This window comes from Celeribacter marinus, from assembly GCF_965656515.1.
GTDB lineage: Bacteria > Pseudomonadota > Alphaproteobacteria > Rhodobacterales > Rhodobacteraceae > Celeribacter > Celeribacter marinus_D.
Genome location: NZ_CBFHKW010000065.1, coordinates 1 through 14,237 on the forward strand (window position 1 = coordinate 1; position 14,237 = coordinate 14,237).

13 protein-coding genes are annotated in these 14,237 nt (G+C 55.0%); 1 reads left to right on the top strand and 12 read right to left on the bottom strand.

Annotated features, from left to right (window positions below; translation table 11 throughout):
* The 4 genes from ACTG34_RS11985 to ACTG34_RS12000 form a co-directional block, all read right to left on the bottom strand.
* A partial coding sequence (locus ACTG34_RS11985) for an ABC transporter permease subunit (RefSeq protein WP_439105128.1) occupies window positions 1-1,622 on the bottom strand: 1,622 nt, incomplete at its 3' end.
* A gap of 72 nt (window positions 1,623-1,694) precedes the next feature.
* A complete protein-coding gene (urtA, locus tag ACTG34_RS11990; protein WP_439105129.1) occupies window positions 1,695-2,981 on the bottom strand; it encodes an urea ABC transporter substrate-binding protein in 1,287 nt (428 codons plus the stop codon).
* A 425-nt stretch (window positions 2,982-3,406) separates the two neighbouring features.
* Window positions 3,407-5,929 (bottom strand): ABC transporter permease, encoded by a 2,523-nt coding sequence (locus ACTG34_RS11995; RefSeq protein WP_439105130.1) that lies wholly within the window; start codon window positions 5,927-5,929, stop codon window positions 3,407-3,409.
* The gene (locus ACTG34_RS12000; RefSeq protein ID WP_439105131.1) at window positions 5,926-6,612 is read right to left on the bottom strand and encodes an ABC transporter ATP-binding protein; all 687 of its coding nucleotides are present in this window, start codon (window positions 6,610-6,612) and stop codon (window positions 5,926-5,928) included. The genes ACTG34_RS11995 and ACTG34_RS12000 overlap by 4 nt, the downstream gene beginning before the upstream one ends.
* Here ACTG34_RS12000 and ACTG34_RS12005 point away from each other — a divergent pair.
* Window positions 6,599-7,315 carry an arylesterase gene (locus ACTG34_RS12005; RefSeq protein WP_439105132.1) on the top strand — a complete coding sequence of 239 codons (717 nt, stop codon included), beginning with the start codon at window positions 6,599-6,601 and terminating at the stop codon, window positions 7,313-7,315. The two genes, ACTG34_RS12000 and ACTG34_RS12005, sit on opposite strands and share 14 nt — an antisense overlap.
* 11 nt (window positions 7,316-7,326) lie before the next feature.
* On the opposite strand, the gene ccoS is transcribed toward ACTG34_RS12005, so the two are convergent.
* From ccoS to ACTG34_RS12045, 8 genes are all read right to left on the bottom strand, one after another.
* Window positions 7,327-7,488 (bottom strand): cbb3-type cytochrome oxidase assembly protein CcoS, encoded by a 162-nt coding sequence (gene ccoS / locus ACTG34_RS12010; RefSeq protein WP_062216695.1) that lies wholly within the window; start codon window positions 7,486-7,488, stop codon window positions 7,327-7,329.
* A gap of 1 nt (window position 7,489) precedes the next feature.
* Window positions 7,490-9,676: a heavy metal translocating P-type ATPase gene (locus tag ACTG34_RS12015; protein WP_439105133.1), complete on the bottom strand. Its 2,187-nt coding sequence runs from the start codon at window positions 9,674-9,676 to the stop codon at window positions 7,490-7,492.
* Between the two features lie 23 nt (window positions 9,677-9,699).
* Window positions 9,700-10,173: a FixH family protein gene (locus ACTG34_RS12020; RefSeq protein ID WP_439105134.1), complete on the bottom strand. Its 474-nt coding sequence runs from the start codon at window positions 10,171-10,173 to the stop codon at window positions 9,700-9,702.
* 1 nt (window position 10,174) lies between these two features.
* Entirely contained in the window at window positions 10,175-11,605 is a 1,431-nt protein-coding gene (ccoG, locus tag ACTG34_RS12025) for a cytochrome c oxidase accessory protein CcoG (protein ID WP_439105135.1), read from the bottom strand.
* Window positions 11,606-11,947: 342 nt separating this feature from the next.
* Window positions 11,948-12,808: a cytochrome-c oxidase, cbb3-type subunit III gene (ccoP, locus tag ACTG34_RS12030; RefSeq protein WP_439105136.1), complete on the bottom strand. Its 861-nt coding sequence runs from the start codon at window positions 12,806-12,808 to the stop codon at window positions 11,948-11,950.
* Window positions 12,805-12,987: a cbb3-type cytochrome oxidase subunit 3 gene (locus ACTG34_RS12035; RefSeq protein WP_062216706.1), complete on the bottom strand. Its 183-nt coding sequence runs from the start codon at window positions 12,985-12,987 to the stop codon at window positions 12,805-12,807. Before ACTG34_RS12035 ends, ccoP begins: the two co-directional genes overlap by 4 nt.
* 12 nt (window positions 12,988-12,999) lie before the next feature.
* Window positions 13,000-13,725 (bottom strand): cytochrome-c oxidase, cbb3-type subunit II, encoded by a 726-nt coding sequence (gene ccoO, locus ACTG34_RS12040; protein WP_439105137.1) that lies wholly within the window; start codon window positions 13,723-13,725, stop codon window positions 13,000-13,002.
* 14 nt (window positions 13,726-13,739) lie between these two features.
* A partial coding sequence (locus tag ACTG34_RS12045; RefSeq protein WP_439105138.1) for a cbb3-type cytochrome c oxidase subunit I occupies window positions 13,740-14,237 on the bottom strand: 498 nt, incomplete at its 5' end.

Here is a 14,237-nt window from a genome sequence, read left to right on the forward strand (position 1 = left end):
TTGATCCCCATAGAGGCCGCCATAGAGGGGTTTTGCGTTACGGCGCGCGTCTCCAACCCGAGGCGGGTTTTCTTCATGATAAAGAGGAATACACCCAGAAAGATCAGCGCGAGAACAAAGATTGCAATGCGGATATAAGAAATAGCAAGTACGTCATTGAACACCAACGCACCGTCCAGCCATGCGGGCGATGTGAGCGGACGCGCTTGCGTGCCAAAGATGTTCTTTGCGATTTGTTGTAGCGCGATGGACACCCCGAATGTGGCGAGCAACGTCTCAAGCGGGCGCGAATACAACCAACGGATAATCAAGCGCTCCATCGCGACACCCGCCGCGAATGTAACGGCAAAGGCCAGCGGGATCGCCACGATGATCGACGCGGTGTAGTTGGGAATGATCTGTTGGACGACATAGCCCGTGTACGCCCCCATCATGATAAATTCACCATGCGCCATGTTGATCACGCCCATCACCCCGAAGGTGATCGCCAGACCAATCGCTGCCAGAAAATAGATCGACGCCAACGATAGGCCATCCAACAAAAGATCCGCGGTTTGGTTGATGCCAACCGCTCGGCTGATGGATTTTAACGTGGCCTCTGCGGCATCTGTCACGGCCTTTGAGGGCTCGTCGTAGACCTCGACAAATCGGGCCGCTGTCGCCGCACGTTCCATTGTAAAGCTTGGATCATACGCAGGTACAGTGCCACTTGCTGCGAGTGCGCTATATGCGGCATCGCGCGCAGATTGGGTATTCAAATCGGCCACAGCGTAGCCACCAACTTTGCCGTCGACAATATTGGCCTCAAGCGCAGATTTACGTTCATCCAGTGTCGGTTGCGCGGTCACAAGGCCAGCATCGACCAGCATGGCGAACGCATCGGCAATGGTTAAAACCGCGCTCCCCGCCTTAATCTGACCTTTGACGTTTGCGCCCTCGGGCAACGTGTCAGAGAGTGCGATCTTCGTCGATATGACGGGGTTAAGCGCCGCACGTGCGTCGAGAGACAGCGACCCGTTAAATTCCTCAATAGCGGCAATGCGTGCACTGTCATCGGGATCGAACGAGATCGCCAAAAGGCGCTCTGTCGTTTGTTTGAGCGCTTTGATCTGCGCATTCGTTTCGCCCGCGATAGACGCACGCAAGGGCACAAGGTGCGCCGCCTCGCCATCGCGCTGAATGGCCAAGAGCGCCTCACGTCGACGCTCGGGATCCGGATCATTGAGTTGAAACTGAACAAGTGCGGCGCCAATCATGGCCCGAATGCCTGAATTGGGCTTAATCTGCTCTATCGCGGCTTTGTCGTAATCACCAACGGGTGCGCCGTCCTCAAACGCAAAGAGCGTATACGTTTCTGCATCTAGGGGCTGCGCATAATAAAATGCGCCCTCGTCCTCGACAAACCAAAGGTTCTTTTCTTGCCACTGTTGCAACACCGTTTGCGCAGCTGGCAGTCCCGATGATGACACCGCATCAATAGCCGGGCCAATGGATTTGCGCGAAGATGCTACAATCGCGTCTGCGTGTTCTTGTAATACGTTTTGGATGGTTCGGTCTTGGGCGGAAGCGGTGCAGACAAACGTCATCATGCACACACATAAGGCAGTCAAAATGCGGATCATTGGCGGGATCTTCTTGTTAGGATGCAAAAGGGGCGACACACGCGCCGCCCCTCAATTTCATCTTAAATCGGACTAGTAGTTCGACTTGAGCTGAACGCAGGATTCAGTTTCTTTGTTGTACATACCGCACCCGAGATCTTTCCAATCGGAGATCAAAACAGCACTTTCAGGCAAGAAGTCGGTCCATGCATCACCTGGAACCGGATCAGTGGCCGAGATGATATCGAACTGACCATCCTCTAGGATTTCACCGATCAAAACCGGCTTTGAGAGGTGATGGTTGACGCCCATCACAGCCGTACCACCCGTGAGGTTCGGGAATTCCTGACCGTACATCGCGGTGCGAACAGCATCAACATCGGTTGAGCCCGCAGCTGTCGCGGCGTTGACCCACATGTTAAAGCCGATGTAATGCGCCTCCATTGGATCGTTGGTCACACGCTCTGCGCCCATCCGCTCTTTCCATGACGCAACCCATTCGGTGTTGAGATCGGATTCGGCGGATTGGAAATAGTTCCATGCAGCGAGGTGACCGACGAGGTTCGATGTATCAAGGCCCGACAATTCCTCTTCGCCCACGGAGAATGCGACAACAGGGATGTCATCAGCAGACACGCCCGCAGCCGCGAGTTCTTTGTAAAAGCCGATGTTTGCATCGCCATTAATTGTGGAGATCACACCAACCTTCTTACCGTCTGCGCCAAGGGCCACCACGTCAGCCACAATTTTCGACCAATCAGAATGGCCAAACGGGGTGTAGTTCACAAAAATATCTTCTTGGGCAATACCTTTGGATTTGAGGTAGCTTTCGAGGATATTGTTTGTTGTCCGCGGGTACACATAGTCGGTGCCCAGCAATGCGAATTTCTCGACACCAAGCTCGTCAAGAAAGTAGTCCGTGGCAGGGATCGCTTGTTGGTTGGGGGCGGCACCTGTGTAAAATACGTTTTTGGAGCTCTCTTCGCCCTCGTATTGAACGGGGTAGAACAACAGGCCGTTGAGTTCTTCGATCACAGGCAGCACGGACTTGCGCGACACAGATGTCCAGTTACCAAACATGACGTCAACATCGTGGACGGTCAAAAGCTCACGGGCTTTTTCGGCAAACAGCGGCCAGTCGGATGCGGGATCAACAACAACCGCTTCCAAGTCACAGCCAAGAACACCGCCCTTTTCATTTTGCTGTTCAATCAGCATTTCCATCGTATCTTTGAGAGTTGTCTCGGAAATGGCCATCGTACCAGACAAGGAGTGCAGTACACCGACCTTGATCGGACAATCTTGGGCGACTGCAGCGGAAGCCAGTGCAGTGCTGGCGAAAAGAGCAGAGGCCAGAGTTGATTTGAGTTTGGTGTTCACGTCTAGGTTCCCTTATTGGAACGCGACAAGTTGGAGGCGCCACCCGCATACGGGCGTCCATTCAATCATTTGAATTTGGAATATTATCGCCTACAGTCTCCTTGCAGCGCTGAGCAGTTGCATTAAGCGGTGGTGGTGACCGGCAAGTCTGACCGCCGCCGCTTTTTTCTTACGGCCTCAGGAACAACTCTGTGTATCCGTGATGAAAGCCGTGTAGCCACTGTGCCGCTTGACGCTGCGAAAGGAATATTATGGCGCGCCAAAGGTATGGCTGCGCTATAACAAACTGCCCGCCCTGCACAAAAAACATGCGAAAGACGCGCAACTGTGCGAAATCAGGGCGCGATCGAAAACCACCGACCACGCGACCGCTTAGAGATTGTGCAGTTGGGCTGGATACGAATCCATTTTAAGACTTAATTAAATTAGTCCTGCGCCCGCAAAACACGCGCCGGACGCACGCGCATGGCCCGCCACGAGAACCAAAGCGATGTGACCAAAGTTAGGGCAATACCGCCGATAACAATCAGCACCGCAGATCCCCACGCAAAATGAAACTCCGCGCTCATCACAAACCGGATAACCGCCCACGCTGCCAATCCACCAGCAGCAAGAGCAACAATAGCAGCCGCAAACCCCATAAGTGCGGAGCGAAGCGCGAAACTCAACAAAATCGTTAATCGAGACGCACCAAGCGTTTTCAAAATCGCCGCCTCATAGCGTCGCTTGCTTTCCCCGGCAGCGGCAGCACCAACGAGGACAACTGCACCCGTTATAAGTGTCGCCAACGCGCCGAGCGTGGTGGCCGCGGCAATGCCTTCGAGCACCGAGACAACACGCCCGATCGCATCTCGAACGCGGATCGTTGTTATATTTGGATACGCCTTTGCAAGATCACGAATAAGGGGGGCCTCGGCCTCTGGCGCCGCATATATCGTCGCGATGTGGCTATGAGGTGCGCCGCGCAGTGCAGTATCGTTCATTGAGAGCACAAATCCCATGCCTGCGCCCGAAAAATCCACCTGACGAAACGATGTAATCTCGCCCGTAATGTCGCGCCCCAAAACGTTGACAGTCATTGTATCGCCGAGTTTGAGACCCATCTCTTCGGCTTCTTCAGCGGCAAAACTGATCTGTGGCGGCCCGGTATAGTCCTCGGGCCACCAGGCGCCTTCGGTAATTTCGGCATTCTCGGGTTTTGCCGCCGAATACGTAATCCCGCGATCGCCGCGAATGACCCAATGCGGGCCCGCGTAGGTTTCCGCGTCCACACCATTGATCTGGGTAATGATCCCACGCAACATCGGTGCGCTTTCATAATTCGTCACACCTGCATCTTGAGACAGACGGGCGAGCACGCCCGCGATTTGGTCAGGTTGGATATCGACCACGAAATATGATGGTGCGACCTCAGGCAGATCTTGCGCAATAGCATTGCGCAGGTTGGTGTCGATCTGACCAACAGCAGACAAAACGGTAAGGCCAAGTCCAAGCGAGAGCACAACAGACGTTGTTTCCCCACCCGGCCCACCGACCGAAGAGAGCGCAAGTCGAAATCCCGTGCGCCCTTTGGAAAAGCGCGCCTTGGCCGCTCGTCGCGCCATCCACGCAACACCGCGCGCCGAAAGCGCCAACAACACGAACGATCCGACCACGCCGACAAACGACCAGATGACCAACCGCGCGCTATCCGTAAACAAGATCGCAGAGCCAAGCAGTGCGGCGATCATAATGCACATCGCGATGAGGTAGCGTACGCGTGGCAGCCCGCGCAGTCCGAACTGTGCATCGCGGTATAGAGCGGCGGGGCGTATTTGTTCGACCCGCGACAACGGCCACAACACAAAAATGGCAGCGGACAAAATTCCGTATACACTTGCCTCAATCAGTGACCCGACATGCACACCCACGACAACAGGCACGGGGAGTTGCGCCTCAATGATCGGCGCGGCCAGAAGGGGCGCAAGCGCTCCCAGTACCAATCCAATCGAAACAGAGATGAGCGTTAGCACACCCACCTGAAATGCATAGACCATCAAGATCGTCGAACGTTCTGCGCCCAATGTTTTGAGTGTCGCAATCACAGACGTTTTGCGATCCAGATAGGCACGCACCGCCGCCGATACGCCAACACCACCAACGGCCAACCCCGCAAGGCCGACAAGAACTAGGAACGAGGATAGCCGCTCCACAAAACGCGCCACACCCGGCGCGCCATTACGGGCATCGCGCCACCGGAACCCGCCATCGGCGACCTCCCGTTTGGCGCGTGCTTCAAACGCATCTAGGTCAGTCTCAATTGGCAAGGTCAGTCGATACGCCGTTTCAAATAGCGTCCCCGCTGATAGCAATGACGTGTCACGCAACGCCTCAAGCGCTACAATAGAGCGTGGACCAAGCGAAAAACCCGCCGATGCATTGTCAGGCTCACGCGTCAATTGCGCCATCGCCACAAAGCGTTCGCCTCCGATTGCAATCTCGTCGCCGACAGACAGGCCCAAGCGCTCAAACAGCATTGGATCTAGGATCGCCCCAGACAGACCACCCTGCCCCGCAAGGGCTGCCTCGATTGTCATCTGGGGCGAGAGAGTCACCGCACCAATCAACGGATAGGCGCCGTCTACGGCTTTCACCTGTGTGAGCGCACGCTCTTCGCCGATCGTAATCATGGACCGGAAATCCGCGATTTCAGAGACCGCCAAAGCGTTCTCATCCATCCATGCACGTTCATCATCCGTGGCAAAACGATAGGTGAATTCCATCTCGCCCTGACCGCCAAGTAAGGCAGCACCTTCGCGGTCCAAGCCCTGCGCAATACTTTCGCGCACGGAAGTAACGCCCGCAATCGCGGCAACGCCAAGAGCGAGGCAGGCAATCAAAACCCAAAAGCCCCTAATCCCCGCGCGCAATTCGCGCCGCGCAATTTTCCAAGCCAGTTTGACGTTCACGAGGTGGCCTCCGCAGCGTCCAAACGCCCGTCTCTTAAGTGAATAACGCGGTCACACCGTGCCGCCAAATCGGGTGCGTGTGTCACCATAACAAGCGTCGATCCGTGACGGTCGCGCAATCCAAACAAAAGATTGATGATTGCCTCGCCTGTCGTGCCGTCTAAATTTCCCGTAGGTTCATCCGCCAATAGGATCGCGGGACGCGGGGCGGCAGCTCGGGCTAAGGCAACACGTTGTTGCTCCCCCCCTGACATTTGCGATGGATAGTGATCCATCCGCGCCCCTAGACCAACCGCCTCTAATTCCTCCCGCGCGCGGTCAAACGCATCTGCAGCACCGGCAAGTTCGAGCGGCGTTGCAACGTTTTCAAGTGCGGTCATTGTAGGAATGAGGTGGAAGGATTGGAACACAACCCCCATATGATCTCTACGGAACCGAGCCAATTGATCCTCGTCCATCGACGTGAGATCGTGTCCCAGCGCGGATACGGTGCCGCCGGTGGCCTGTTCCAAGCCGCCGAGCAACATAAGGAGCGATGATTTGCCCGACCCAGACGGACCAACCAACCCAACGGTTTCCCCTTGCGCCACGTCGAGTGAGATGTCGTGCAATATCTCCACACGACCCGCATTGCCGTCTAGGGTCAAGTTCGCACCTGAAAGGGAAATAATGACATCGCTCATAAACAGAATCCTTTTGATCTTTCACTGTGGATATGGGGGCTTGCAAGGCATCGGCAAGCGATCATCGCGTGTTTTCCTTTCGATAGCCCTAATCGCCGCAGCCCCTCTGAGTGCCCAAGACCAAACCGTGCGTATCGCAGCATTAGGCGATAGCCTTACCCAGGGGTACGGCCTGTTGGTCCATGAGGGGTTCACCGCACAACTCCAAGATTGGCTAGATGCGCGTGCGTTGGCAGCCACAATTGTCAACGCGGGCGTCTCTGGTGATACGACATCTGGCGGCTTGTCGCGCGTTGACTGGACACTAACGGACGATATCGACGCTATGATTGTCGCCCTTGGTGGCAATGACGTCTTGCGCGGTAGTCCTCCCGAATTAGCGCGTTCAAACCTTGATGCCATATTGGCGGCAGGGGCGGCAAAGGGCATCCCGATGATGATCATCGGCATCGCAGTTCCAAGTAACTACGGCCAAGACTATCAAACGCAATTTTCGGCAATCTATCCCGATTTGGCTCAGAAATATGACGCGCTCTATGTCGAGAACTTTCTGGGTCCGCTCACAGATTTGGGCGAGATGAGTGAAACAATTAAAACCCATGTTCAACCCGATGGCGTGCACCCAAACGCGCGAGGCGTGTCGGTTATTGTTGACGCAATTGGACCCATTGTAGCTGATTTGGCGGCACGCGCGACACCCTAGTTTTTGCGGTCTTAATCTTCGCGCGGATGATCGTCGTAATCTGTCGTCAGGATGCGACTTGCGTCCCCTTGCGGGTCGTCAAATTGGTGGGAGCGGATCGACCAGAAAAAAGCCACAAGCCCAACCCCGCCAAGAAAAATGGATACGGGAATGAGGTATACGAGAACATTCATATCAAGAGGCCTTTTTACGCGCCCGCAGGCGCAGTGCATTGAGCGATACCGTAATAGATGAGAACGACATAGCCAACGCGGCCGCAAGCGGCGTTGCGAACCCCGCAAGCGCAAGGGGTACGGCAATCATGTTATATCCCGCGGCGATCGCAAAATTCTCTTTGATGCGGCGTGTCGCGGATTTGGCAACCTGTGCGGCCTCGCCGAGCGGGGCCAAAGATGTACCAAGCAAAACAATGTCGGACACGACACGAGTCGCCTCAAGTGCCGATGCGGGAGAGATTGACACATGCGCCCCTGCGAGGGCCGCCGTATCATTTAAACCGTCGCCCACCATCAAAACCTTGCGCCCCATACGGGTCAATTCCCCGACACGCTGTGCTTTGCCTTCAGGGAGGCAATCCGCCTCCCAAGCGTCGATGCCAATGCGCTCAGCGATCTCGGCCACAGCTGCAGATGCATCACCCGACAACAAAATAACCTCTTTGCCTTGTGCTTTGAGCTCTTCAACGGCTTGTGCTGCGCCATCACGCAGGTGATCAATGAACGCAAATGCAACCGCTGGCGCATCGCCCACCTGCAAATAAGTGGCCGTTTGAGCCAACGGCATGGCCCCAACCCATCCTGCGCGACCAAGGCGCACAGGTGTTCCATCCAATAGGGCCTCAACGCCATGACCCGGTCGTTCAATAATCGCGGTCAGCTTGGCTGGGATCACATCTGCCGTCCGGCAAGCCTCGAAAATGGCGGACGACAATGGATGTGCAGAGCCAGACGCCAGTGCCATTGCAATTCCGCGCACGCGCGGTTCAATTTCTCTTAGGTTTGACAACTCGGGGCGTCCCTCAGTCAGGGTGCCGGTTTTATCAAAAACCACCGTGTCGACCTCTGCGAGACGTTCAAGCGCGGTTGCGGATTTGATCAGCATTCCCGCGCGAAACAGCCGACCAGAGGCGGCGGTTGTCACTGCAGGAACCGCCAAGCCTAGCGCGCATGGACACGTGATAATTAAAACCGCGACAGCAATATTGAGCGCCAAACGCACATCACCGGTCGCCCACGTCCATCCAGCGAATGCGACAAACGCCAGAATGTGAACGGCGGGCGCATATACCTGAGCCGCACGATCCGCCAACGATGTGTACCGGTTCCGCGAGGTTTCAGCCATCGCAACCAGATCAGCCATTCGGTGCAGCGAGCTATCTTCTCCGGCGGCCGTGACGCGCAAGGTGAGCACGCCCGTCAGGTTCACTTCGCCAGCGCTCACAACGGTTTGGGGGCCAACGGCAACGGGCAAACTTTCGCCTGTCAAAAGCGAACGATCCAATTCCGATGCCCCATCAGTCACAATCCCGTCCACGGGGACGCGCGCGCCAGGCACAACGCGCACCAAATCACCTTTTTCAATGTCGCAAATCGGCCTCACGCTGCCATCGACCAAGGTGGCGCGTGGCACTTCAAGGGCGGCAAGCTCTTCGGCGGCAGAGCGCGCCACAGAGCGCGTTCGGTAATCAAGGTAGCGACCCGCAAGTAGGAAAAAGGTGAGCGACAATGCGGCATCAAAATAGGCGTGCCGCCCTGATTGGGCCGTCTCGTAAATTGACATACCTACGGCCAAAACAATCGCCAACGAAATAGGGACGTCCATGTTGAGCCTGCGCACCCGAAGCACTGACCATGCCGATTTAAAAAACGGCTGTGCTGCGTAGGCAATAGCGGGCAACGCAATCGTCGCAGAAATCCAATGGAACATATCACGCGTGGCATCTGTCGCCCCAGACCACACCGCAACCGATAAGAGCATAACATTCATCATGGCAAAGCCCGACACCGCGATACGGGTCAGGATTGCGCGCCCATGTTTATCGCTCTGGGTCGCCGAAATCGCGCCGGCATCCAGTTCATATGCCTCGTAACCGATCCCCTCAAGAACCTTGATCATGTCCTCAGGCGTCACGGTGTCATCGGCATTGATCAACGCGCGCTTTAGCGTGAGGTTCACGCGCGCATCATGCACCCTGTCAAGTTTGTTGAGCGCCCGCTCGACCGCGGAAATGCACGCGGCGCAATGTGCGGTTGGCAAGGACAAAACAATGCGGGCCTCTTTGATATCATGCGCCCCTGCAGCGCTTTGAGCGGCAGGGGCGGCGAGACATGCTGGACAAGCTGAAATTTGAACTTCGGACATCGCGCGTTTCCGATCACGTGAGGTTAATGTTTAACGTTTAGAACGATCCGCTGTTTGAATTCTGTGCCATCAAGTGCAGTGGCAATCATGCGAAAGTTCCAATTCCCCTCACCGAGCTTTCCCGTGTGAGCCTCATAAACTTGGCCGTCAAATACAAACTCGGGGGTCTGATCTTCGACGACCGATGTGGCGCGGCCAATCGTGCCGCTGATCATCTTCACCTCGACGGGATCACCGTTTTCGTCACGGATGCTGACGCGAAAAAGCTCCTCATGTGTATCGGTCTCAATGCTCCACCCCAAGGCAACTTGCGCGGCTTTGTCCGCATTAAAGTTTTGCGAAGCGACATAGGAGTTTTTCACCTCTAGCCCGGGAAATGTCCGCACGGCGCTGAACGCCATAAAGACGTTAACACCAATGATCACCGAAAACGCGCCGATCATTCCAAACAACACATGCTTGCCTGTAATCTCGAACTCTTTTTTGACCTCGGTCATTTTAGTTTCCTCGTCCGTTAAACACTGTTGCGGTATGTGCGCGGTCGTTGTTGGAGATATCCGTTACCCAGATTGTGATGTCACTTCGGTCGTTCGTCGCGGGGCCGGATTTTGCCGCCGCCGTAATGTAGACCCGTTGAATTTTCATCTGATCCGCAGGCACGGTGACCACCTCATAAGGCGTCCCCTCAACTTGAACGGAGAGTGCCGGATCACCCGTCACAGAGATGCGGAACGGACGGTCATCTCCGTGTTTGTTGCGCAAACGCACATTGTAGATGTTGCGGATTGACCCGTCAGATTGAACTACAAATGTGGGGTTGCGCTCTGGCGCCACAGTCATGTCGATGCTGGGGCGAATGAACAATGCCACGACAAGGCCGATGCCGACTGCGGCCCAAAGGACCGTGTAAAGAATAGTGCGCGGGCGGAAGATGTGCTTCCAGATCGACTTGACCTTTTTGCCTGCAATTTCGTTCGCTTCGTCGGTCAGCGCCATATAGTCGATCAAACCGCGCGGTTTGCCGATTTTGTCCATAATCTCGTCGCAGGCGTCGATACATAGCGCACAGGTGATACACTCAAGCTGCTGCCCATCTCGAATGTCGATCCCGACAGGGCATACGTTCACGCAAGCCATACAATCGATGCAATCGCCCATTAGTTCGGAGCTGTCGTTGTTGCGGGCTTTGCCGCGTGGCTCACCGCGCCAATGGCGATACCCGACGACAATTGTGTCTTCGTCCATCATCGCAGCTTGGATACGCGGCCATGGACAGGCGTAAATACAAATTTGCTCGCGCGCAAACCCGCCAAAAAAGAACGTGGTCAAAGTCAAGATGACAACAGTCCCATATGCCAAACCATTTGCGTTACCTGTGAACAGATCAACCATCAACGTGGGAGCATCGGTAAAATAGAATACCCAAGCGCCGCCTGTCGCTGCGCCTATGATGAGCCATGCAATCCACTTCGTAATACGAAGGCGCGCTTTGCGAAGATCCATCTTCTTTTGACGGTGAAGGCGAAGGCGCGCATTTCGGTCGCCCTCGACCCAGCGCTCAACAAGAATAAACAAATCGGTCCAAACCGTTTGCGGGCACGCATAGCCGCACCACACTCGGCCAGCTGCGGATGTGAACAAGAAAAGGCCAAGCCCCGCCATGATCAACAAGCCAGCAATGAAATAGAATTCATGTGGCCAGATTTCGATCCAGAAGAAAAAGAAGCGCCGATTTGCGAGATCAATCAACACCGCCTGATCAGGCAGGTTTGGCCCACGGTCAAACCGGATCCAAGGCGTCAAGTAATAGACACCCAGGGTTAGAGCCATGATAATCCACTTTAACGAGCGGAATGGACCCTTTACGCGACGCGGAAATACGGGTTCGCGTGCTTCGTAAAGTTTCGGGGCGTCTTGGTTAGAGCTCATGGGAGCATGCCTTTTCACTGTTCGCATTTGCTTCTTAATGAAGGCCACGCAGAAATGTATCCTTGATGTGGATCAACAATTTCACGTGGGACATAAAGATGCATTAAATAAACATCTTTATGTCCCGACATTGCGCATTCTCAAAACACTTTGACACCGATTTTGCACTCTCCATCCTCGCGGCCTCGAATCGTAGCGTGCCGATAACCGCTCCATAAAAAAGCACCGCAGCATGTGAGCTGCGGTGCTTTGAATGTTCGGGCACCGACCCTAAAGAAACGCGCGAACAGGATCACGGGTCGGTGCCTCAACCCGGGCGTTACCGCCCGAATTCTGTTTGTACTATTCGCCGCCGCCCAAGTTGTGAACGTAGAGAGCAGCAGCCTTAACATCAGCTTCCGACAAACGCAGACCCCAAGCCGGCATAACACCGTAGCGGGCATTGTAGACTGACTCGTGAACGTCTTCACGCGCACCGCCGTAGAGCCAAATCGCATCCGTCAGGTTCGGCGCACCTTGGTAAATGTCGCCTGTACCATCTTCGGCGTGACACGCCGCACAGTTCTCTTCAAAAACAATAGCACCTTCGGTCGCGAGGACTGCATCGTGCTCTTGATCAGAGATCGACAAGACATATTCGACGACCTGCAAGATCTGGTCATCTTCAAGCAATTCGTCAGCACCAAATTTTGGCATCTCGGAATAGCGCGCATCATCGGTTTCGTTGCGCACACCGTGTTGGATTGTATAGGCGATTTCATCCACCGTACCGCCCCAAAGCCAGTCGTTGTCGAGCAGGTTTGGATAGCCTTTGTTGCCCGCCGCCCCAGAGCCGTGGCACTGGGAACAATTGGCGCGAAAGACTGCGGCGCCCGCATTTACGCCGTAGCTGTGAACATCTGATCCGACCACAACTTCGGTCACATCGGCAGCTGCCAATTCTGCGTCCACGGCAGCGTTCATCTCCTCGAAAGAGGCGATTTTGTCAGCCACTTGAGCACGGGTTGAGAACCCTAAAAGGCCAGCTGTGGCTTCTTTAGCCAAAGGCCATGCAGGATAAGCGATTGAGTAACCGATCGCCCAGATAATGCACAGATAGAACGTCCACAGCCACCACCGTGGAAGGGGATTGTTATACTCTTCAATCCCGTCCCAAGAGTGCCCCGTGGTCTCGACTTGGTTTTTATCTTTTTGCTTACTCATGTCCGAGCCTCCTCAGAGTTGGCCGGTTTATCTTCATTGCGAAAGATGGAGTTGGCGACGTCACGGTGTTCTTTGTTGCTGCCCGGGCGGATCGCCCAGACAATCACACCAAAAAAGAACACAAACATTCCCAACAATACCCAACTGTCAGCAAACTCGCGCAAGATATGATAGTTCATATCACCACCTCCTTAGCGTGATGCATCGGGGATGAAGGTCGAGAAATCGACCAACGTACCGAGCATCTGCATATAGGCAATCAGCGCATCCATTTCTGTAATGCCGTCTTTGGCATCGAAATTGCTGACCACTGCACCAGGGTAGCGTTCCACAAGAGCGTCGTAATCGCTATCGGGATCCGCCTGCGCAAGAAAGTCCTCATCCGCAGCTTCGATCATCTCATCGGAGTACGGAACACCAACCATACGGTGCGTTTTCAAGAGGTCCTGAACATAACCGGGCTCAATATATCTATCAGCAAGGAAGCCATACTTTGGCATCACCGATTCAGGAACCACAGATTGCGGGTCGGTCAAGTGGTCGACGTGCCATGCATCAGAGTAGCGGCCACCGACACGCGCAAGGTCAGGCCCAGTGCGCTTTGAGCCCCACTGGAACGGGTGGTCGTATTTGCTTTCCGCTGCCAGTGAGTAGTGACCATAGCGCTCGACTTCGTCGCGCATCGGGCGGATCATCTGCGAGTGACAGACATAGCAGCCTTCGCGGACGTAGATTTCGCGGCCCGTCAATTCGAGCGGCGAATAGGGACGCACACCATCGACATCCTCGATCGTGTTTTCGAGGTAGAAGAGTGGAGCAATCTCTACGATGCCGCCGACGGTCACCACCAAGAGGGAGAAGACCAGCAACAGGGTCGCATTGGTTTCGAGGATCTTGTGTTTATCAAGAAGTGCCATTTGCTTCAGCCCCCTTATTCTGCCGGAGCCATGACCGCCTCGTCAGCCACAGCTGGCGAACGACGAACAGTCATGATGAGGTTGTAGCACATGATGAGTGCGCCAGTGAGATAGAGCACCCCACCCAAAGCACGAACCACATACATAGGATGTTTCGCGGAAACCGTGTCAGCGAACGCGTTCACGAGGAAGCCTTGGCTGTCGACTTCGCGCCACATCAGGCCTTCCATAATACCCGTTACCCACATGGACGCCGCATAGAGAACGATGCCGATGGTGGCGAGCCAGAAGTGCCAAGACACGAGACCCAACGAATATAGGCGTTCACGGTTCCAAAGTTTTGGAACGAGGAAGTACAGAGCCCCAAAGGTGATCATACCATTCCAACCAAGCGCACCAGAGTGCACGTGACCAATGGTCCAGTCGGTGTAGTGTGACAAGGAGTTCACGGCGCGGATCGACATCATCGGACCTTCAAAGGTCGACATGCCGTAGAACCCGATCGAGATCAC

What these genes read in the sequence shown, in the direction of transcription:
- ACTG34_RS12020 (WP_439105134.1), bottom strand. Translation starts at nt 10,173, where the DNA reads ATGACCGAGGTCAAAAAAGAGTTCGAGATTACAGGCAAGCATGTGTTG.
- ACTG34_RS12000 (WP_439105131.1), bottom strand. Translation starts at nt 6,612, where the DNA reads ATGAGCGATGTCATTATTTCCCTTTCAGGTGCGAACTTGACCCTAGAC.
- ACTG34_RS12015 (WP_439105133.1), bottom strand. Translation starts at nt 9,676, where the DNA reads ATGTCCGAAGTTCAAATTTCAGCTTGTCCAGCATGTCTCGCCGCCCCT.
- ACTG34_RS12035 (WP_062216706.1), bottom strand. Translation starts at nt 12,987, where the DNA reads ATGAACTATCATATCTTGCGCGAGTTTGCTGACAGTTGGGTATTGTTG.
- ccoS (WP_062216695.1), bottom strand. Translation starts at nt 7,488, where the DNA reads ATGAATGTTCTCGTATACCTCATTCCCGTATCCATTTTTCTTGGCGGG.
- ccoG (WP_439105135.1), bottom strand. Translation starts at nt 11,605, where the DNA reads ATGAGCTCTAACCAAGACGCCCCGAAACTTTACGAAGCACGCGAACCC.
- ccoO (WP_439105137.1), bottom strand. Translation starts at nt 13,725, where the DNA reads ATGGCACTTCTTGATAAACACAAGATCCTCGAAACCAATGCGACCCTG.
- ccoP (WP_439105136.1), bottom strand. Translation starts at nt 12,808, where the DNA reads ATGAGTAAGCAAAAAGATAAAAACCAAGTCGAGACCACGGGGCACTCT.
- ACTG34_RS12005 (WP_439105132.1), top strand. Translation starts at nt 6,599, where the DNA reads ATGACATCGCTCATAAACAGAATCCTTTTGATCTTTCACTGTGGATAT.